Raw genomic sequence first — 19,151 nt, 5'->3', positions numbered from 1 at the left:
ATGTGAAGAACCTGTTCGATTCCGCCACCGGCCGCCGAAATGTGAAGAACCTGTTCAGCCGCGATCAAGGTCCGGTGGCGGATCACCCGCCGCGCGGGCGGAAAGCGATAATGCGCGATGTGAGCGCACAGGTGCTGGTCGCGGAGGACGACCCGAAGCAGGCCGAGTTGATCCGGCGATATCTGGAGCACGACAACCACCGCGTGGTGGTCGTGCACGACGGTCGCGCGGCGATCGACGAGGCGCGGCGACGCGCACCCGACCTGATCGTGCTGGACGTGATGATGCCCAAGGTCGACGGCCTGGACGTGTGCCGGATCCTGCGGGCCGAATCGGACGTCCCGATCGTGCTGCTCACCGCGCGGACCACGGAGGAGGACGTGCTGCTCGGGCTGGACCTCGGCGCCGACGACTACGTGACCAAGCCCTACAGCCCGCGCCAGCTCGCCGCCCGCATCCGCGCGATCCTGCGCCGCGTCCGCCGCAGCCAGGACAACGACCAGCAGCCGTTGCGCGTCGGCGATCTGGTGGTGGACCAGCAGCGCCACGAGATCACCCTCGGCGGCGCCCCGCTGGACTGCACTCCCGCGGAGTTCCGGATGCTCGCGGTGCTGGCCGCCGAGCCCGGCCGCGTCTTCACCCGCGGCCAACTGCTCAGTCAGGCCTTCGGCATGGACAAGTTCATCACCGAGCGAACCATCGACGTGCACGTGATGAACCTGCGCCGCAAGCTCGAACCCGATCCCCGGCGGCCGATCCACCTGCTCACCGTGTACGGCGTCGGCTACAAGCTCCAGGACGGCTCCGCCGATGGCGCGCCGGCATAGCCTGCTCGCCCGGCTGCTGGCGATGTCCGTGGTGGTGGCTGGCTGTTCCATCGGCGCCACCGCGTGGCTGGCCGCGCAGAGCACCAGCGGGGCGATCAACCAGGAACTCGGCGAAACCCTGGCCACCGACGCCAAGATCTACGATTCGCTGCTCGGCTACGCGGCGGCGAATCCGCAGTGGTCCGGGGTCCAGCAGGTGGTGGCGGACCTGGCCGCGCAGACCGGGCGGCGCATCACGCTGACGACCACGTCGCGGGCGCCGATCGCCGACTCCGGTGGGCCGCAGGACGCCCAGCTGCCGAGAACCCCGTCCGCAGTGGTGGATCCACTCGCGGTCGACCAGGTGCTCAAGCCCGATGCGGCGGCCGCGGGCATCGATCCGCGCGCCGTCGGCCCGTACCGGCTGACCACCGCGGAGCGCGACGAGCTGGGCAAGGCCGCGCAACGGCAGCTGGACTGCTTCCGGCGGCTCGGCGACGAAGGCGTGATCGTCTGGCGTCCCAACGGCCGCCCCGTCGTCCAGCTCACCCCGGGCGAAGGGGTGCCGAAGTCGTCGACGCCGCCCATGCCGGAGCCGTCCACCACCGCCGAGCCCAGCGCCTCACCTGCGCGGTGTTCCTCGCCCCGCGAGGTGACCGAAACCGAGCGCAAGGCCGGCACCGAACTGCTCGCCCTGGTCGATGCGTGCCTGGCCCGGCAGGGGCTCGATCCGCTGCCCGCCCAGTCTGCGGCGGTGACCTCACCGGAGGAACTCCGCACCGATCCGGGCGCCAAGCGCTGCGTGGAAACCGGACGCCGGGAACAGCTCGGCTCCTACGTCTCCCCCGCCGCGCACCTGTTCATCACCAAGCCCGGCGGGAATCACGCCGCGACCGATCTGTCCACTGTGGGCACCGCGCGGATCGCGTGGACCGCACTGGTGGTGCTGGTGCTGACCGTCGGCATGACCGCGCTCGCCGCCAGCCGCCTGGTCCGCCCGATCGACGCGATCACCACCGCGGCCCGGCGGATGGGCGGCGGCGACCGGTCGGCCCGGGTGAACACGAGAGCGCGCGGCGAGATCGGCGAGCTGGCGGCCGCGTTCAACGCGATGTCGGAGCAGGTCGAGCGCACCGAACAGCAGCGCAAGACGATGGTCAGCGACATCGCGCACGAACTGCGCACCCCGCTGGTGAACGTCCGCGGCTGGCTGGAGGCCTCGCAGGACGGCGTCGCCACCCTGGACCAACCGCTGGTGGCCTCGCTGCTGGAGGAGACCCTGCTCCTGCAGCACCTGATCGACGACCTGCAGGACCTCGCGCTGGCCGACGCCGGGAAGCTCCGCGTGTACCCCGAGCCCGTGCACGTCGGCGCGCTGCTGGAGCAGGTCGCCGCGGCGCACCGGGGCCGGGCCGATGCGGGCGGCGTCGAGCTGGTCGTCACCGTCGAGGACGACCCCGACCTCACCGCCGACCCGACCCGGCTGCGGCAAGCGCTGGGCAACCTGGTGTCGAACGCGTTGCGCTACACACCATCCGGCGGCTGGGTCGCGTTGTGGGCGCGGCGCGCGGGCGACGAGGTGGCCATCGAGGTGGCCGACACCGGCGTCGGCATCGACGCGGCCGCCCTGCCGCACGTGTTCGACCGCTTCTGGCGGGCGGAGAAGTCCCGCAACCGGCACGGTGGCGGCAGCGGCCTCGGCCTGGCCATCACGCACCACCTCGTGGACGTGCACGGCGGCCGCATCGCGGTCCGCAGCACCGTCGGCGTGGGCACCACCTTCACCATCCACTTGCCGGCGACGGCGCCTGAACGCTCCTGACGCGGCCGGGCGCCTCAGCGGCGCTTACCCCGAACGCCGCCTTTTCCCTTGCGTCGTAATGCTTTCTGCCGAGCCCGATTCATGCTTTTCGCGGTCGAAATGCGCAGAACAACCATCTGAAATGGTTTACACCAATAAAGTTCCACTTGAAAACGGAGGTCGGAACATGACCGACGAGGAGAGACGGATCCGCCGCGCGACGTTCCTGAAGGCGGGCCTGGTGACGGCGGCCGCGATACCCGCGGTGGCCGGCGAGGTGCTGCGCGCGCCGCGCGCCGACGCCGGACCGCTGACCCCGACGCCGATGTGCGACGACGGCGACGGCCCGACCCACGAGCAGATGGAGGGCCCGTACTTCAAGCCCAACTCGCCCGAGCGCGCCGACCTGCGGGAACCCGGCATGCCCGGCACCCCGCTGGTGGTCAGCGGCTTCGTCTACAGCATCTCGTGCAAGCCGCTGGCGAACGTGCTGCTCGACTTCTGGCAGGCCGACAACGCCGGGGTGTACGACAACACCGGCTACACGCTGCGCGGCCACCAGTTCACCGACGCCGAGGGCCGGTTCCGGCTCGACACCATCGTGGCCGGCCTGTACCCAGGTCGCACCAGGCACATCCACGTCAAGGCGCAGGCCCCGAACCAGCCGATCCTCACCACGCAGCTGTACTTCCCCGGCGAGCCCGGCAACAACTGGGACCAGATCTTCGACCCGGCGCTGCTGATGGCGGTCCAGGACGGCCCGGAGGGCAAGATCGCCACGTTCGACTTCGTCCTCAACCTGCCCTGACCTGACCCCCCACCACGCGAAAAGGTCTTCAGATCAGGAACGAGAACAGCGGGGAGCCCGGTGGGACCTGCTCGATCTGCAGCGGGGATTCCTTCATCCGCTTCAGCAGGCCGTCCAGCTCGTCGGAGCGGTCGAGCTCGATGCCGACCAGCGCCGGGCCGGTCTCCCTGTTGTTCTTCTTCACGTACTCGAACGCGACGATGTCCTGGCCGTCGTCGAGGACGTCGTCGAGGAAGTGCCGCAGCGCACCCGGTTCCTGCGGGAAGGTGACCAGGAAGTAGTGCCTCAGGCCCTCGTGCACCAGCGAGCGCTCGACGACCTCGCCGTAGCGGCTGAGGTCGTTGTTGCCGCCGGAGACCACGCACACCACCGGGCCGCGGGCCGGGCGCTCCAGCGGCAGCCGGGCCGCCGCGCTGGCCAGCGCACCGGCGGGCTCGGCGATGATGCCCTCGGTCTGGTACAGCTCGATCATCTCGGTGCACACCGCGCCCTCTGGCACCGCCACCAGCTCGTCGACCAGCTCCCGCACCACCTGGAACCCGGCGTCGCCGACGCGCCCGACCGCGGCACCGTCGACGAAGGTGTCCACCGACGGCAGCGCGATCGGCCCGCCGTGGTCCAGTGCGGCGCGCATGCTCGCCGCGCCGGCCGGCTCGGCCCCGATCACCCGGACCTCGGGGAAGTGCTCCTTGAGCCACAGCACCACGCCCGCCAGCAGCCCGCCGCCGCCGACCGGCACGATCACGGTGTCGATCGGGCCGTCGTGCTGCTCGGCGATCTCCAGGCCGACGGTGCCCTGCCCGGCGATGGTCCGCGGATCGTCGAAGGGGTGCACGTAGACCGCGCCGGTGCGCTGGCTGTCCTCTTTGGACGCCGCGCTCGCCTCGTCGAAGGAGCTGCCCACGATCACCGGCTCGACCCACTCGCCGCCGAGCGCGGCGATCCGCCGCCGCTTCTGCCGGGGCGTGTTCGCCGGCAGGTACACCCGGCCCTTGATCTTCAGCTCGCGGCAGGCGAAGGCCACGCCCTGCGCGTGGTTGCCCGCGCTCGCGCACACGACGCCGCGCTCGCGCTCGGCCGGACTCAGCGAGGAGATCAGGTTGTACGCACCGCGCACCTTGTAGGAGCGGCAGACCTGCATGTCCTCCCGCTTGAGCCGCACCGGGACGCCAAGTTCGCCGGTCAGGCGGCTGCTCGTTTCCAGCGGCGTGCGGCGGACCACCTGCCGCAGGCGGGTTCCGGCGCGGAAGATCGCTGCGGGACTCAACTCATCGGACACCAACCGATACTAAGTGCGCTGGTCGGCCAGGACCCGGGCGGGGCGGCCCGGGGCACATCGGCCCTACTCGCCGTCACCGGCGGATGCGCACAGTGGTGCGGAGGAGGCGATGGGCGATGACCAGGGCGAAGCAGTCGGTGGTGGTGGGTGTCGACGGCTCGGAATCGTCCGCGCAGGCCGCGCTGTGGGCCGCGGCCGAGGCGGTGCGGCTGGGCGTTCCGGTGCACTTGGTCGTGGTCAACGACGATCCCGCCAGGGAAGGCTTCTCAAAGCAGGCGGTCCGCGACGTCGCCGAACGCTGCCACCGCGAGCGGCCCGAGGCCGCGATCACCGACGAGGTCGCCACCGGGCACCCCGCCGAGGAGCTGGTCCGCCGCTCGGACAACGCCCAGCTGGTGGTCGTCGGGTCGCGTGGGCACGGGGTGTTCCGGGACGCGCTGCTCGGCGCGATCAGCACCTCGGTCGCCGCGCACGCCCGCTGCCCGGTCGTCGTGGTGCGCGGTGACGCGGCCGCCTCGGGTCCGGTCGTCGTCGGTGTCGACAACTCGGCAGTCAACCGCATCGCGGTGCACTACGCATTCGACGCCGCGAGCCGGCGGCACGCGGGCCTGCTCGCGGTGCAGGCGCTGCCCGACGCCTACTTCACCGCCGGCACCTATCCCGTGCCCGACCGCCAGGAGATCAAGAACCGGGCCGAACTGCACCTCTCCGAACAGCTCTCGGGCTGGTGCGCCGACTACCCGGACGTCACGGTGCGCCGCGAGGTGGCCAACCAGCACCCGGTCGCGACGCTGTGCGACGCGGCCCGGCGGGCGCAGCTGCTGGTGGTCGGTCACCGCGGCCGCGGCGGCTTCGCCGGGCTGCTGCTCGGCTCGGTCGCCAACGGCGTCCTGCACCACGCGCCGTGCCCGGTCGCGGTGGTCCGCAACCCCGGCTAGTCCGGCGGCGCCTGGCGCCACACCGCGCGGTAGCGCTCGGCGGCATCGGCGTCGCGCTGCCGCCGGACGGCGGAGCCGTGGCCCGGCGGGTAGCCGTAGCGGACGAGGCGCGCGTCGACGTTGTCCACCGCGCTGGTCAGCACGATGCGGGCCACCACGAGCACGCCCAGCAGCAGCGCGCCGCCGGCGATCGGCCACGACCCGCCCAGCACGCCGAACCCGACGAACAGCGCAGCGCCCAGCGGCGCGATCTGGAGCAGCCCCCGGACGAGCACCCGCAGCACCCACGACTTGCAGGTGGCGTCGCGCAGCACCCACTCGCGATACCGCTCGGGGAGCCTGCCGCCGAACTGGTAGTACAGCCACCAGCCGGGGTTCGGGCGCTTCACTGGCATCCGCCCAGCCTACGGCTCGCCCCTTCCGCCGGGCTGTCCCGCGTGCGAAGATCGCGGTCAACTGTTCAGACCACTCTCCCGGTCAACGCGCAGAAGGATCGCCGCATGTTCAACGTCGAAAATGTCCGGTTGGCCGGCGCCGACATCGAACTCCCCAGGATGATCCCGATCGAGCAGCGGTTCGCCGCGGCGGCCGTCGAGGACCTCGAGGCCGCCATCCGCGACCAGGTCGCCGAGCACGACCGCGCGAACCCGGTCGCAGGCAAGCGGATCGCGATCACCGCGGGCAGCCGCGGCGTGGCCCGCATCGACCGCATCGTCGCCACCCTGGTCGACGCCCTGGCCGGCTGCGGCGCGAAGCCGTTCGTGGTGCCCGCGATGGGCAGCCACGGCGGCGGCACCGCCGAAGGCCAGCGGCAGGTGCTCGCCGAGTACGGGATCACCGAGGAGACGGTGGGCGCACCGGTGGTCTCGTCGATGGACACGGTCGTGGTCGCCGAGCTGCCCGACGGCACCCCCGTGCACTTCGACGCCGAGGCCGCCCAGGCCGACGGCGTGGTGGTGCTCGGCCGGGTCAAGCCGCACACCGACTTCCGCGGCACCCACGAGAGCGGCCTGGCGAAGATGATCGCCATCGGCCTCGGCAAGCACCGCGGCGCGACGATCCTGCACACGCACGGCTTCGAGGCGTTCGACCGGCTGATCCCGGCGGTGGCCGAGGCGGTGCTGGACGTGGTGCCGATCGAGTTCGGCATGGCCGTGGTGGAGAACGCCTACGAGCACGTCGCGCGCATCGAGCTGGTGCCGACCGAGAAGCTGCTGGCCCGCGAGGCGGAGCTGCTGGCCGAGGCCAAGCGGCTGATGCCGAAGCTGCTCGTGTCGGACATCGACGTGCTGGTCGTCGACGAGATCGGCAAGGACATCAGCGGCGCTGGCATGGACCCGAACATCACCGGCCGCGCCCCGGTCAACGCGGACAAGTTCAAGGCGGTGCCGGTCAAGCGGATCGTGGTCCTCGGCCTCACCGAGCACACCAACGGCAACGCCTGCGGCCTGGGCATGGCGGACGTGACCACCCAGCGCTGCGTGGACCAGATCGAGTTCGGCTCGTTCTACACGAACTCGCTGACCTCCGGCGTGCCCGACGGCGCGCGAATCCCGATGGCACTGGCCGACGACCGCGACGCGATCATCGCGGCGCTGCACATGTCCCGCGGCACCGAGGACCGCCCGGCGCGGGTGGTGCGCATCCGAAACACCCTGTCGATGCCCCGCATCGAGGTCTCGGAGGCCTACGCCCAGGAGGTCGCCGACCACCCGGACATGGTCGCCCTCGGCGAACCCCACGACTGGGACTTCGACGCCACGGGCACCCTGCCACCCCTACCGGCAGCCCACTGACCCGCTCACTCGAACCGAAACCCGACGTACCCACCCGCCGCGACCTCGTCGCACCGCTTCTCGTAACGCGGGAAACCGCCGGCGTAGGGCATGAAGGTCTTCGGCTTGCCCGGCATGTTGTCGCCGCGGAACCAGGACGCGGCGGACGGGTACACCGTCTGCTCGGCGACGGCGTTGGCCTCGTCGACCCAGCCCTGCTCTGCCTCGGGCGTGGCCTCGACGGTGGCCAGCCCGCGTTCGTCCATGTACCGCAGGCAGTTCGCCACCCAGTCGCCGTGCTGCTCGCTGGCGGTGACCATGTTCACCAGCACCGACGGGCTGCCCGGGCCGACGAGCAGGAACATGTTCGGGAAGCCCGCCACGCCCAGCCCGAGGTAGGTGCGCGGGCCGCCGGCCCACCGGTCGGCGAGCCCGCTGCCGTCCCGGCCCTTGATGTCGATCCGGGTCAGCGCGCCGGTCATCGCGTCGAACCCGGTGGCCAGCACGATCGCGTCCAGCTCGTGGTGCCCGCCCGCGGTGCGCACCCCGGTCGGCGTCACCTCCCGCAGCGGATCGCCGCGCAGGTCGACCAGCGACACGTTCGGCCGGTTGAAGGTCTCGAAGTACCCGGTGTCCAGGCACGGCCGCTTCGCGCCGAAGGGATAGCCGGTCGGGGTCAGCTCGTCGGCCAAGGCCGGATCGTCGATCTTCTCCCGGATGCGCTCGCGGACGAAGTCGGAGACCGTCCGGTTCGCCCGCTCGTCGAGCAGCAGGTCCCCGTACGAGCCGAGGATCGTGAACCCGCCCTTGGCCCAGCGGCGGGGCATAGCCGCCGATTGATGCAGCTCGTTACGCCGAGGCCGTGCACATCAGGTGGTCAGGAGATTGATTTCGATTTGCACTGAAGGAATAGGTGCAATCAACGCTATGCGCTCCGGGGGACCCCTCGAACTAGAATCGGGGGGGTTCTCCCCTGCTTCGGCGAAGGCGAGGGCCGCCATGCAGCCTCCCCTGACAACCGAGCGGCTGATCGTGCGCGACTGGACCACCGGCGACGCCGACGTGCAGGCCGCGCTCGCCCTCTACGGCCGCCCCGAGGTGACCGAGTGGCTCACCCCGGTGATCGCCAACGTCGCCGACCTCGCCGCGATGCGCGCCGTCGTGCAGGCCTGGACCGAGTCGCAACCCAGCCTGGTGCCGCCCACCGGCCGGTGGGCGATGCAGCGCCGGTCCGACGACGCGGTGATCGGCGGCCTGGTGCTGCGGATGCTGCCGCCGTACGACCACGACCTGGAGCTGACCTGGCAGCTGCGCCCCGAGGCCTGGGGGCACGGTTATGCCACCGAGGCCGCCTCCGCGCTGCTGCGCTGGGCGTTCACCTTCGACATCGACGAGGTCTTCGGACTGGCCCGGCCGGACAACACCCGCGCTATCGCCACCGCTGAACGCATCGGCATGGAGTGGGTCGGCGAAACCACCAAGTACTACGGCACGGCGCTGCAGGTCTACCGCATCCGGCAGGGCGATCTGCCCGGCGAAGCCGCCTCCGGAGGCACCGAGGACTGACCCCGCGATCCACTGTGGCCGGTCGCATCGTCCGCAGTGGACGAATGCGCCAGTTACCCTGCGTCGCTAGATCATCCGCTATCGGATGATCTGCTGGATGCCCGGGCGAATGCGATGCTTGAGGGGTCACCGGAGTTCGAGCAGCGCCAGGGGCGCACCCGCCGGAGGTACCGTGCCACCGCACCGCAACGCCCGCGCGGCCGCCCGCCGACCCGCCGCACCTCGCCCCGCACCGCGCCGGCCGCAGGCCCGGCGCTCCGCCGCGCGCGCCCGCGCGGGTGCGCGCGCAGCGGTGACCGTGCTGTCGGTGCTGATCCTGGTGGTGACGGGTTACGCGTGGTCCAACTACCGGCATCTGCTCGACGGCCTCGCGACCAGCGACGTCATCGACGGGGCCGGCGCCGACGGGGCGACCGACGTCCTGCTGGTCGGCATGGACAGCCGGACCGACGCGCACGGCAACCCGCTGCCCGAGGCGGTCCTCCGGGAGTTGCGCGCGGGCGCCAACGACGCGGCGCTGACCGACACGATCATCCTCCTGCACATCCCCAACGACGGTTCCAGCGCGGTCGGCTTCTCCTTCCCGCGCGACGCGTTCGTGCAGATCCCCGGGTTCGGCCGGCACAAGATCAATTCCGCGTACGGCCGGGGCAAGGAGGCCGCCATCGCGGCGCAGACCAAGCGCGGCACCGCCGATCCCGCGGAGCTGGCGCGGCTGGGCGGCGACGCCGGGCGCAAGCTGCTGGTGCGCACCGTCGAGCAGCTGACCGGCGTGTCGATCGACCACTACGCCGAGGTCAACCTGCTCGGCTTCGCGCGGATCACGGAGGCCGTCGGCGGCGTCCCGGTGTGCCTGCTGGCGCCCGCGCGGGACACCTACTCCGGCGCGAACTTCCCGGCCGGGCCGCAGACGATCGCGGGCACGGACGCGCTCGCGTTCGTCCGCCAGCGGCACGGCCTGCCGCGCGGCGACCTGGACCGCGTGGTGCGCCAGCAGGCCTTCCTCGCCGGGCTCACGCAATCGGTGCTCTCCGGCGGCGTGCTGGCCAACCCGGCCCGGCTGCGCGACCTGATCCGGTCGCTGCAGGAATCCGTGGTGCTCGACCGGGACTGGGACGTGCTCGCGTTCGCCGACCGGCTGCGCGGGCTGGCCGGCGGCGCGGTCCGGTTCACCACGATCCCCATCGAGGACGCCGACTACGAGACGCCGGAGGACGGCGACGCCATCCTGGTCGATCCCCGCAAGGTGAAGGCCGCGATCAGCAGCACGATCGACCCCGCAACGGCCGGCGCCGAAGCCGATTCGGCGGTGGACGTGCTCAACGCGACGAAAACATCCGGGCTGGCCCAGCGGGTGCGCACCGAACTCGCCAACCGGGGCGTGCCGGTGAGCCAGGTCGGCAACTCGCCTGCCCGAGCGGAATCGGTCGTGCGCCACGGCCAGGACGGCGGCGACTCCGCCGAGCGGATCGCGTCGCTGCTCGGCGGCCTGCCGGTCGAGGTCGACAGATCCCTGCCCAGCGGCCGGGTCCAGGTGATCATCGGCAGCGACTACCACGGGCCCGCCGCGCCGGGTTTCGCGCCGCCCGGCGCCGTCCGGCTCGACGGCCCGCACCGGCAGCAGGCCACCGGCACCGGCGCGGAGCCGATCACCGCCGACGGCATCCCGTGCGTCAACTGAGCGAAGAGCGGGAAAGTCGGTGGTGAGGCGGCCCCCTCGCCCGTCTCACCACCGACCGGCTCGACTGGTGGCTACCCCCAGTGAACAAACCGCCAGCCGGTGGGGCCACCTACGCCGGCCCCGCCCCGGTTGTCGGATGTTCGCGTGGGGCACATCCGCCCGGACTCCGGACACCAAGCGAGCATCCATCCCTCGATCAACGGCAACCGCTCAACAGCCCCAGCACCTTGCGACGGCTGTGGTCCGGAGCGAATCACCGCTCCGCCACGATACGCCGCGACGACGTTGGTTGCGAGGTCAAAAACCGGCCTCAGCGACGCGTCCGGCTGCCCACCCACAACGCCGCGACCAGCGCCAGCAGCACCACGGCCAGACCGGCCAGCCCCAGCCCGAGGGAGGCCGCGGCGGCGATCGCGCCGACCAGCAGCGGGCCGCCCGCGTCGCCCAGCTCGCGCCCGACCTCCGCCGAGCCCATCGTCTGGCCGAGCCGCTCGCGCGGCGTCGACGCCGCTAGGTGCGCGAAGCCCAGCGGCGTGACGACGCCGGTGCCGACGCCGATGGCGACCGAAGCCACGAGCAGCCCCGGCAGGCCGGGGACCACCGTCGCCGCGAGCAACCCGACCGCCGCCACCGCCAGTCCCCCGGTCATGCCGGGCACCTCGGGCAACCGTCCCGCATCGCGCGCCCGGCCCACCCACGGCTGCACCAGCGCCGCAGTCGTCGCGAGCACCGACACCGCCGCGCCGGTGGCCAGCGGGCCCAGCCCATCGCCCGCGCCCACCACCGGCAGGAACCCGACGCCCACCGCCAACGCGGCCGTCGCACCGGCCAGGGCCGCCGTCGGCCGCAGGAAACCGGGCGCGGTCAACCGGCGGCCCAGGTCGAGCAAGGTCTGCCGGGTCCGCGGCAGCGGCGGCACCTTCGGCACGATCAGCACCGCCCAGACGAGCACCGCGAGCGCGAGCGCCGCCAGCGCGCCGAAGAGCAGGTCGAACCCGCCCAAGGTGATCAGGACGCCGCCGAGCACCGGGCCGAGGGCGTAGCCGAGGCCCTTCCAGGCTCCGTAGCCACCGAAGGCGCGGCCGTGCTGGGAGTCCGGCGCTAGCCGGGCGACCAGCGTCCCGGCGGCCGGGGAGAACGCGGCGGCAGCCGCGCCCTGGCCGAAGCGGGCGAGGCCGACCGCAGCCGGGTCACCGGCGAGGACGAACGCCGCCGAGGCCGCCGCGAACGCGAGCAGGCCGCCGATCAGCACCGGGCGCGGGCCGATCCGGTCGGTGACCGCGCCGAAGACCGGCTTGAGGATCACCTCGGCCCCGTCGTAGATGGCCAGCAGCAGGCCGAGCGCGAGCAGCGAGGCGAAGCCCGTGTAGGCGCCGAGCCCGGCGGCGATGCTGTGCGCGCCGAAGGCCGTGACGAATCCGGCCGCGTACAGCGGGAGGACCTGCCGGACCCCTTGTCGGGTCACCGGCTCGGTGCCGGACATCCGACCATCTCCTCGTCGTCCACTGTGGCGCATCCGGTCACATCTGGTGCAGGGCTTGGAAAACCTGCTCGGTGTAGTCGGCCAGCCGGTCGGCGCAGTGCTGCAACCGCTCCTGGGCCTCGGCGGCCGCCGGGGCGCCGAAGACGTCGCGCGCCTTGAGGTCGCGGTGCCAGCGGCGCAGCCGCTCCAGGCTCTGCTCCTCCTCTTCGAGCTCGGCCATGGTGAGCTTGCCGTTGCGCAGTTCCTTGTCGATCTCGGCGTCGAACTTGCCGCAGTCGGCCAGGAATTCCGACCACTCCTCCTGCCGCTCGGCCGTGAACATCTCCGCCAGCCGCGCCGAATCGGGCTCCTCGCGCCCGGTGGCGGCCAGCACGACGACCTCGCCGGAGCCGCGTTCGGCGAGCTCGATCGCTCGCGCCACCCCGGCCGCGACGCCGGGCACGTCCGGCAGCGTCCAGGTGCCCTGCCCCAGCGAGAGCGCACCGACCCGGCGCAGCTCCCGCCACACCGCCACGCGGTGCCGCGACGGTTGCGCGGGCAGCCGCACCACGAGGACCAGCCAGCGCGTCGGGTGTCCATTTGTCACGAGACGAAATGTATCAGGTGTTACATCGGCGTGATGTCGCCCATACGGGGCACGCGGGCCGGGTCTTTTCGAACCCGCGTGCGTTAGCGTTTCGGCATGCCGAATCAGCCGTCTTCGCCCGCCCACGCCTACGAAGTGATGCTGGAAGGCAACCGGCGATTCGTCGAGAACGAGTTCCTGCACCCCAACCAGGACGCCGACTACCGCGCCTCCCTCGCGCCGGGCCAGCGCCCCTTCGCCGTCCTCTTCGGGTGCTCCGACTCCCGGCTGGCCGCGGAGATCATCTTCGACCAGGGCCTCGGTGACCTGTTCGTGGTCCGCACCGCCGGTCACGTCATCGGCTCCGAGGTGCTCGGCAGCATCGAGTACGGCGTCGGCGTGCTCGGCGCGTCCCTGGTGGTGGTGCTCGGCCACGACTCCTGCGGCGCCGTCACGGCCGCGCGGGAGGCGTGCATCGAGGGCACCGCGCCGCAGGGCTACATCCGCGACGTCGTGGAGCGCGTGACGCCGAGCGTCCTGGCCGCCCGCGCCGGCGGTGCCACCGAGGTCGACGACATCGTGGACGTGCACATCCAGCGCACCGGCGACCTGATGCTGGAGCGCTCCGCGCTGCTGGCCAACGAGGTCGCCGCCGGGCGCTGCGCGGTGGCCGGGCTCTCCTACCGGCTCGCCGACGGCACGGTGCGGCTCGTCGGCAGCCACGGCCCGCTGCTGCCCGCGGACTGATCGGACCGGCCGATCCCGGTCGCCCACGTTAGCCTGCGAAGGCACGGGTCGGGCGAAAGGATCGAGCCTGGTGACCGTCCAGCCGCGTCGAGTGCTACTGATCAGCGCCACCATCGGCGAGGGGCACAATGCGACCGCCAGGGCCGTCGAGGAGGCGGCCCGGCGGGCGTGGCCGGGGTGCGAGGTGTCCTGGCTGGACGCCCTGCGCGCGATGGGCCGGTGGGTGCCCGCGACGTTCAACTGGATCTACGTCACCAACGTCGAGTCCACGCCGTGGCTGTACGACTTCTTCTACGACTCGCTGTGGCGCTACCGCTGGTTCGCCAACGCGTCCCGCCGGTTCGTCGGCGCGTGGAGCGGGTGGCGGCTGCGCCGCGCCATCGCCGCGCACGACCCGGACCTGATCGTCTCGACCTACCCGCTGGGCACCGCCGGGCTCGACAGGCTGCGCCGCTGGGGCGGGCTCGGCGTGCCGGTGGCCGCGGTGGTCTCGGACTTCTCGCCGCACCCGTTCTGGGTCTACCCCGAGGCCGACCTGCACTACGTGATGAGCGACGCGAGCCTGCGGGCGATGCGGCGCGCCGAACCGGACGCCGTGGGCGCGGTCTGCGTGCCACCGGTGGTGTCGGCGTTCCGGCCCGCGGACCGAGCCGCGGCGCGTCGGTCGTTCGGGTTGCCGGAGGCCGGTTTCACCGTGCTGATCTCGTGCGGCTCCCTCGGCTTCGGCTCCGTCGAGCGCGCGGCGGACGCCGCGCTCCGGGCCGGTGTCGACCGCGTCGTCGTGATCTGCGGGCGCAACGAGGCCTTGCGGCGGCGCTTCGCCGCGCGCGCGGACGACCGGATCGTCGCGCTGGGCTGGGTGGACGAAATGCCTGGTCTGCTCGCCGCCGCGGACGTCGTGGTGACCAACGCGGGCGGTGCCACGGCGCTGGAGGCGCTCGCCTGCGGACGGGCCGTGGTGATGTTCGAGCCGATCGCCGGGCACGGACGCGCGAACGCCGAACTGATGGCCGATGCGGAGCTGGCCGAGTTGTGCCCGCGCGAGCGCGACCTGACCGCGACGCTGCGCCGCTGGGTCGCCGAGCCGCACCTGCTCGCGCAGCGGGAAGACCGAGCCCTCAAGCACAGTCAGGCCGCGGACTTCGCAGACCAGGTGGCCGCGCTGGCACAGCTGCCCCGCCACCACGGCCGCCGCCCGCTGCGCCCGCAGGACGCCTTCTTCGTGTACGCCACGACCCCTGCCGTCTCGCAGCAGACCGGAGCGATCCTCCAACTGGACGGACCACAACTGTCCACACAGGAATGCTGCGAGGAGCTCAGCAGCCGAATCGCCCAGCGCGCGCAGGGATTGCCGATGCTGACCCGCCACCTGATGCTGCGCCGCGGCCGACGGCCACAGTGGACTCCTGATGACGAGGTGGACGCCGGGGATCACCTGCGGTGCCTCGAGCTGCGCGACGGGCGGTCCGCGGACCCGGTCGTCGAGGAGTTCTTCAGCACCCCGGTGCGCACCGACCGGCAGCCGTGGGAACTGCTGCTGCTCAACGACATCGACACCGGCCGCGTCCTGCTGCTGGCGAAGATGCACCACGCGCTCGGCGATGGCGTCGCGGTCACCAGCACCCTGCTGCGGCTGCTGGCCGACGGCCCGCAGCCGACGACGTCGCCGAGCTCCGGCAGTCGGCCGTGGTACCGCCGCGCTGCGAAGGTCTTGCGCGGCCTGGTGAGCCTGGCAAGTGCCGGGCCCGCGCCCGCCAGCCGTCTGGTGGGGCTCAGCACGCCGAACCGGTCGTTCGCCGACGTCGAGTTCCCGGCCGCCGACGTGCGCGCCAGCGCACGCTCGCACGGGGTGAGCAGCACAGCGTTCCTGCTCGGCGTGGTGGCCGAGGCGCTGCACCGCACTCTCGGCGACACCACCGCGGGCCAGCGGTTCCGGGTCATGGTGCCGCGCACCGCCCGAACCGCGCGCGGCGGTGCGGGCACGAGCGCGCCCGGCAACCACACCGCGTCGATGTCGATCGACCTGCCGGTCGGGCCCATGCCTCCGGCCCTCCGCGTTGCCGAGGTCGCCGCCGGGCTCGCAGAGCCGGACCGCACCGGCCAGACCGCGGCGGCCGGAGCCGTGCTCGCCGCCCTCGGCGTCCTGCCCGCACCGCTGCACGCTTGGGTCGTGCGGCAGATCTACCAGCGTCGCTTCTTCAACGCCGTCGTTTCCGTGCTGCCCGGGCAGCGGCGGCCCGCCCACATCGGCCCGCTGCGGATCGCGGGTGTGGTGCCGGTGCTGTCGCTGGCCGACGGCGTGGGCGTGGCGGTCGGCGTGATCGGCTGGGGCGACCGGTTCGGCATCGGGATCACCACCGACACCGGGCTGGCCCCGCGGGCCGTCGCGCTAGCCGGTCACCTCCGCGACGCCTTCGCCGATCTGCGGGGAGCGCGGCGGTGAGCACGCAGGGCACGGTGCTGGTCATCGCCGTTCCGGCGGCGGTCGTCGGCGCGGCCAGCTTCGGGCTGGCCAGCGCCATCCAGCACCGCGTCACCAAGCAGGTTCCCGAGGTGCGCACCCTGAGCCCCCGCATGCTGTTCGACCTCGTCCGCAAGCCGATCTGGGTGCTCAGCATCGTGACCGTGCTCGTCGGGCTGTCGCTGCAGGTGGTGGCGCTGGCCTTCGGCCCGTTGGTTCTGGTGCAGCCGTTGCTGGTGACCTCGGTGCTCTTCGGCGCGGGCTTCGCGGCGCTGCTGGCGCACCGCAAGATGGACCTGGTGCTGGCGCTGGGCGGGCTGGCCTGCGTGGGCGGGCTGTCCGCCTTCCTCGTGCTGGGCCGCCCGTCCGGGCAGGGCGCCGAGTTCACCGGCGCGTCGATCCTGCCGCTGGCGCTGGCGCTCGGGCTGCTGGTGGTGCTGTCGCTGGTGGCCGCGCGCTGGTTGCCCGGCGAGGTCGGGGTGATCGGCATGGCCGTGGCCACCGGCGTGCTGTACGGGGTGACCGCCGGGTTGATCAAGGTGGTGGCCGGGCAGTTCCGCAGCGGCGGCCTGGCCGAGCCGTTCCAGCACTGGACGCTGTACGCGGTGTGCGTGATCGGGCCGATGGGCTTCCTGCTGAGCCAGCAGACCTTCCAGCGGGGCCGGCTGATGTCGCCCGCGCTGGCCGTGATCACCACCGTGGATCCGCTGGTGGCGGCCGCGATCGGGGTGAACTGGCTGGGCGAGCGGATCGAGTCCTCCCCCGCGATCCTGGCCGGCGAGATCATCGCCGTCGTGGTGATCATCGGCGGCATCGTGGTGCTGACGCGCCGGGGCGAGCAGCTGCGTCGCGCGATGGACCAGGACGACCGCGGCGCGGGGGACTCGACGTGGGGCTGACCCGGCCCGCGGGGCTGCCGGTGCGCGGGCGGACCGCGCTGGTCACGGGCGCGTCCTCGGGCATCGGCGCGGCGACCGCCGCCGAGCTGAGCTCGCGCGGGTGCCGGGTCGTGCTGGTCGGCCGCGACGAGCGCCGGCTGGCCGAGGTCGCCGGGCGCACCGGCGGCGAACCGCTGCCCGCCGACCTGACCGATCCGGCCGGGCTCGACCGGGTCGCCGCGGCCGCCCGCGAGGTCGATCTGCTGGTGCACAGCGCGGGCGTCGGCTGGGCGGGCGCCCTGGACTCGATGCCGGCGGAGCGGATCGCGGCGCTCGCGGCGGTGAACCTGACCGCGCCGATGCTGCTGACCCGCGCGGCGCTCCCGCAGCTGCGGCGGCGGCGCGGGCACGTGGTGTTCGTCGCCTCGATCGCGGTAGTGGGAGTGCCCGGCGAGGAGGTCTACTCGGCGACCAAGGCGGGTCTGCGGGCCTTCGCCGCGAGTCTGCGCCACCAGGACGGCATCGGCGTGACCACCGTCTTCCCCGGCGCGGTCCGCACGCCGTTCTTCGCCGGCCGCCGCTACGACCGCCGCTTCCCGCGCATGGTCGGCCCGCGGGAGGTGGCCGAGGCGCTGGTGCGCGGCGTGGAGCGCGGCGAGGCGGAGGTGTTCGTCCCCAGGTGGCTCGTCGCGCCCGCCCGGCTGCAGGGTGCGCTGCCGGGCACGTTCCACCGCCTCGCCCGGCACTTCGGCTGAATCAGCCGCGCACGGCGCGGATCGACTCGCGCAGCGAGCCCATCGTCGCCAGCACGGCGGTCGGTTCGTAGCCGCAGTGCGCCATGCAGTTGGCGCAGCGCGGATCGCGGCCGCGACCGTAGGCGGACCAGTCGGTGTCGGCCAGCAGCTCCTGGTAGCTGCCCGCGTAGCCGTCGCTCATCAGGTAGCACGGCCGCTGCCAGCCGTACAGCGAGTAGGACGGGATGGCCCAGGCCGTGCACTGGAAGTCGGCCTTGCCCTCCAGGAAGTCCAGGAACAGCGGCGAGTGGTTGAACCGCCACTTCTTGCGCCGCCCGTCGGCGAAGACCTTCCGGAACAGCTCGCGGGTCTCGGTGACGCCGAGGAAGTGCTCCTGGTCAGGCGCCTTGTCGTAGGCGTAGGCCGGCGACAGCATCATCTGGTCGACCCGGAGGTCGTTGTTGAGGTATTCCAGCACCTCGATCACCGACTGCGGGGTGTCGGAGGTGAAGAAGGTCGAGTTGGTGGTGACCCGGAACCCGCGCCGCTGGACCTCCTTGACGTTGTCCACCGCCTGCGCGAACACGCCCTGCTTGCACACCGAAGCGTCGTGCCGCTCCTCCAGGCCGTCGATGTGCACGGCCCACGCGAAGTACGGCGACGGCCGGAACTTGTCGATCTTGCGGGGCAGCAGCAGCGCGTTGGTGCACAGGTAGACGAACTTCTTGCGCTTGATCAGCTCGTCGACGATCACCTCGATCTCGGGGTGCATAAGCGGCTCGCCGCCCGCGATGGACACCACCGGAGCGCCGCACTCCTCCACCGCCGCGATGGCCTGCGCGACCGGCATCCGCTGCTTGAGCGTGCTCGCCGGGTGCTGGATCTTGCCGCAGCCCGCGCAGGCCAGGTTGCAGGCGAACAGCGGCTCCAGCTCCAGGGTCAGGGCGAACTTCTCGCGGCGCGCGAGCTTCTGCTTCACCAGGTAGGCGCCGACGCGGATGGCCTGGCGCATCGGAATGCCCATCAGGACACCTCCTCGGGTGCGACGAATCGGTTCTCCGGCAGGACGGCCCGGCCCCAGCGCGGCAGGCACGAGCCGACGGCGTGCAAGCGGGCGAGCGCGGCCAGCGCCCGGCTCGGCGTGCCGGGCCGGAGCAGCGGCTGCCGCGCGGTGTCGACCACGACGCGCACGACGCCGAGCGGCCGCCCGCCAGCCGCTTGGGCGAGCACCGCGGACTCCATGTCGACGGCGAGCGCCCCGGTTCGGGCAAGCTCGCCGCGCCGGGCACCGTGCACTAGGTGGTCGACGGTGGCGATCGGGCCGCAGTGCACCGGGAATCCGGCGCGGCGCAGGTGCGCCGCCAACGACGCCGCCACCGGGCAGTGCACGGTGCCTCCGCGCCCGCGGAGCTCGTCGGCCACGATCACGTCGCCGCTGCGGACCTCGGCGGCGACGCCGCCTGCCAGCCCGGCGACGACCAGCGCGTCGAAGTCGGCCCCGGCCAGCGCGGCGGCGGCGCGGGCGCTGCGGCGCGGGCCGCATCCCGTGCGGCGCACCGCATCCCGGCCCAGGGCCGCCCGCAGGGCCTGGGCTTCGATGCCCAGCGGAGCACAGATCAGCAATCGCAT

General features: G+C 72.7%; 18 protein-coding genes. 11 read left to right on the top strand and 7 right to left on the bottom strand.

Translation table 11 applies throughout. The annotated features are described in order from the left end of the window. Positions 1–119 precede the first annotated feature (119 nt). From AB0H93_RS35080 to AB0H93_RS35070, 3 genes are all read left to right on the top strand, one after another. Positions 120–827, top strand: coding sequence for a response regulator transcription factor (locus AB0H93_RS35080; RefSeq protein WP_207954650.1), 708 nt, complete (start codon positions 120–122; stop codon positions 825–827). Next, the gene (locus AB0H93_RS35075) at positions 811–2,628 is read left to right on the top strand and encodes an ATP-binding protein (RefSeq protein WP_358578984.1); all 1,818 of its coding nucleotides are present in this window, start codon (positions 811–813) and stop codon (positions 2,626–2,628) included. Before AB0H93_RS35080 ends, AB0H93_RS35075 begins: the two co-directional genes overlap by 17 nt. 166 nt (positions 2,629–2,794) lie before the next feature. Then, positions 2,795–3,415 carry a dioxygenase gene (locus AB0H93_RS35070; RefSeq protein WP_132491391.1) on the top strand — a complete coding sequence of 207 codons (621 nt, stop codon included), beginning with the start codon at positions 2,795–2,797 and terminating at the stop codon, positions 3,413–3,415. A 28-nt stretch (positions 3,416–3,443) separates the two neighbouring features. Here the strand turns inward: AB0H93_RS35070 and ilvA are convergent, their stop codons facing one another. Continuing rightward, a complete protein-coding gene (gene ilvA, locus AB0H93_RS35065) occupies positions 3,444–4,697 on the bottom strand; it encodes a threonine ammonia-lyase IlvA (RefSeq protein WP_358578982.1) in 1,254 nt (417 codons plus the stop codon). Between the two features lie 113 nt (positions 4,698–4,810). On the opposite strand from ilvA, the gene AB0H93_RS35060 reads away from it, so the two are divergent. Further along, a complete protein-coding gene (locus AB0H93_RS35060; protein ID WP_358578979.1) occupies positions 4,811–5,632 on the top strand; it encodes a universal stress protein in 822 nt (273 codons plus the stop codon). Here AB0H93_RS35060 and AB0H93_RS35055 read toward each other — a convergent pair. Continuing rightward, a complete protein-coding gene (locus AB0H93_RS35055; RefSeq protein WP_358578977.1) occupies positions 5,629–6,027 on the bottom strand; it encodes a DUF5313 family protein in 399 nt (132 codons plus the stop codon). The two genes, AB0H93_RS35060 and AB0H93_RS35055, sit on opposite strands and share 4 nt — an antisense overlap. Before the next feature lie 105 nt (positions 6,028–6,132). Between AB0H93_RS35055 and AB0H93_RS35050 the strand changes: the two genes are divergently transcribed. After that, positions 6,133–7,428 (top strand): lactate racemase domain-containing protein, encoded by a 1,296-nt coding sequence (locus AB0H93_RS35050; RefSeq protein WP_358578975.1) that lies wholly within the window; start codon positions 6,133–6,135, stop codon positions 7,426–7,428. 5 nt (positions 7,429–7,433) lie between these two features. Here AB0H93_RS35050 and AB0H93_RS35045 read toward each other — a convergent pair whose 3' ends face one another. After that, complete coding sequence (locus AB0H93_RS35045; protein WP_358578972.1) at positions 7,434–8,234, bottom strand: hypothetical protein; 801 nt, start codon at positions 8,232–8,234, stop codon at positions 7,434–7,436. 172 nt (positions 8,235–8,406) lie between these two features. On the opposite strand from AB0H93_RS35045, the gene AB0H93_RS35040 reads away from it, so the two are divergent. After that, positions 8,407–8,973: a GNAT family N-acetyltransferase gene (locus AB0H93_RS35040; protein ID WP_358578970.1), complete on the top strand. Its 567-nt coding sequence runs from the start codon at positions 8,407–8,409 to the stop codon at positions 8,971–8,973. Positions 8,974–9,145: 172 nt separating this feature from the next. Further along, positions 9,146–10,654, top strand: coding sequence for an LCP family protein (locus AB0H93_RS35035; RefSeq protein ID WP_358578968.1), 1,509 nt, complete (start codon positions 9,146–9,148; stop codon positions 10,652–10,654). Between the two features lie 310 nt (positions 10,655–10,964). Here AB0H93_RS35035 and AB0H93_RS35030 read toward each other — a convergent pair whose 3' ends face one another. Continuing rightward, positions 10,965–12,137 (bottom strand): MFS transporter, encoded by a 1,173-nt coding sequence (locus tag AB0H93_RS35030; RefSeq protein WP_358578966.1) that lies wholly within the window; start codon positions 12,135–12,137, stop codon positions 10,965–10,967. 37 nt (positions 12,138–12,174) lie between these two features. Further along, on the bottom strand, positions 12,175–12,723 hold the full coding sequence (locus AB0H93_RS35025; protein ID WP_358578964.1) for a Chromate resistance protein ChrB: 549 nt from the start codon (positions 12,721–12,723) through the stop codon (positions 12,175–12,177). A 96-nt stretch (positions 12,724–12,819) separates the two neighbouring features. On the opposite strand from AB0H93_RS35025, the gene AB0H93_RS35020 reads away from it, so the two are divergent. The 4 genes from AB0H93_RS35020 (at position 12,820) to AB0H93_RS35005 (ending at position 17,543) form a co-directional block, all read left to right on the top strand. Then, positions 12,820–13,449 carry a carbonic anhydrase gene (locus AB0H93_RS35020; RefSeq protein WP_358578961.1) on the top strand — a complete coding sequence of 210 codons (630 nt, stop codon included), beginning with the start codon at positions 12,820–12,822 and terminating at the stop codon, positions 13,447–13,449. A 70-nt stretch (positions 13,450–13,519) separates the two neighbouring features. Further along, positions 13,520–15,892, top strand: a complete 2,373-nt coding sequence (locus AB0H93_RS35015) for a wax ester/triacylglycerol synthase domain-containing protein (protein WP_358578959.1) — start codon at positions 13,520–13,522, stop codon at positions 15,890–15,892. Then, on the top strand, positions 15,889–16,809 hold the full coding sequence (locus AB0H93_RS35010; RefSeq protein WP_358578956.1) for a DMT family transporter: 921 nt from the start codon (positions 15,889–15,891) through the stop codon (positions 16,807–16,809). Before AB0H93_RS35015 ends, AB0H93_RS35010 begins: the two co-directional genes overlap by 4 nt. Continuing rightward, positions 16,800–17,543, top strand: coding sequence for an SDR family NAD(P)-dependent oxidoreductase (locus AB0H93_RS35005; protein WP_358578953.1), 744 nt, complete (start codon positions 16,800–16,802; stop codon positions 17,541–17,543). Before AB0H93_RS35010 ends, AB0H93_RS35005 begins: the two co-directional genes overlap by 10 nt. 1 nt (position 17,544) lies before the next feature. On the opposite strand, the gene hpnH is transcribed toward AB0H93_RS35005, so the two are convergent. Both hpnH and AB0H93_RS34995 read right to left on the bottom strand, forming a co-directional pair. Then, positions 17,545–18,546, bottom strand: coding sequence for an adenosyl-hopene transferase HpnH (gene hpnH, locus AB0H93_RS35000; protein ID WP_358578951.1), 1,002 nt, complete (start codon positions 18,544–18,546; stop codon positions 17,545–17,547). Beyond that, positions 18,546–19,151: a hypothetical protein gene (locus tag AB0H93_RS34995; RefSeq protein WP_358578948.1), complete on the bottom strand. Its 606-nt coding sequence runs from the start codon at positions 19,149–19,151 to the stop codon at positions 18,546–18,548. The genes hpnH and AB0H93_RS34995 overlap by 1 nt, the downstream gene beginning before the upstream one ends.

The sequence above is a fragment of the Saccharopolyspora sp. NPDC050642 genome (genome assembly GCF_040654735.1).
GTDB classification, from domain to species: Bacteria; Actinomycetota; Actinomycetes; order Mycobacteriales; family Pseudonocardiaceae; genus Saccharopolyspora; species Saccharopolyspora elongata.
The sequence above is the reverse complement of the archived record's forward strand: the minus strand, read 5'-3'. Positions and strand labels throughout refer to the sequence as shown.

Coding starts and splice junctions, on each gene's coding strand:
- AB0H93_RS35075 (WP_358578984.1), top strand. CDS start 811: ATGGCGCGCCGGCATAGCCTGCTCGCCCGGCTGCTGGCGATGTCCGTG.
- AB0H93_RS35070 (WP_132491391.1), top strand. CDS start 2,795: ATGACCGACGAGGAGAGACGGATCCGCCGCGCGACGTTCCTGAAGGCG.
- AB0H93_RS35060 (WP_358578979.1), top strand. CDS start 4,811: ATGACCAGGGCGAAGCAGTCGGTGGTGGTGGGTGTCGACGGCTCGGAA.
- AB0H93_RS35055 (WP_358578977.1), bottom strand. CDS start 6,027: ATGCCAGTGAAGCGCCCGAACCCCGGCTGGTGGCTGTACTACCAGTTC.
- AB0H93_RS35050 (WP_358578975.1), top strand. CDS start 6,133: ATGTTCAACGTCGAAAATGTCCGGTTGGCCGGCGCCGACATCGAACTC.
- AB0H93_RS35045 (WP_358578972.1), bottom strand. CDS start 8,234: ATGCCCCGCCGCTGGGCCAAGGGCGGGTTCACGATCCTCGGCTCGTAC.
- AB0H93_RS35040 (WP_358578970.1), top strand. CDS start 8,407: ATGCAGCCTCCCCTGACAACCGAGCGGCTGATCGTGCGCGACTGGACC.
- AB0H93_RS35030 (WP_358578966.1), bottom strand. CDS start 12,137: ATGTCCGGCACCGAGCCGGTGACCCGACAAGGGGTCCGGCAGGTCCTC.
- AB0H93_RS35020 (WP_358578961.1), top strand. CDS start 12,820: ATGCCGAATCAGCCGTCTTCGCCCGCCCACGCCTACGAAGTGATGCTG.
- hpnH (WP_358578951.1), bottom strand. CDS start 18,546: ATGGGCATTCCGATGCGCCAGGCCATCCGCGTCGGCGCCTACCTGGTG.
- AB0H93_RS34995 (WP_358578948.1), bottom strand. CDS start 19,151: ATGCGATTGCTGATCTGTGCTCCGCTGGGCATCGAAGCCCAGGCCCTG.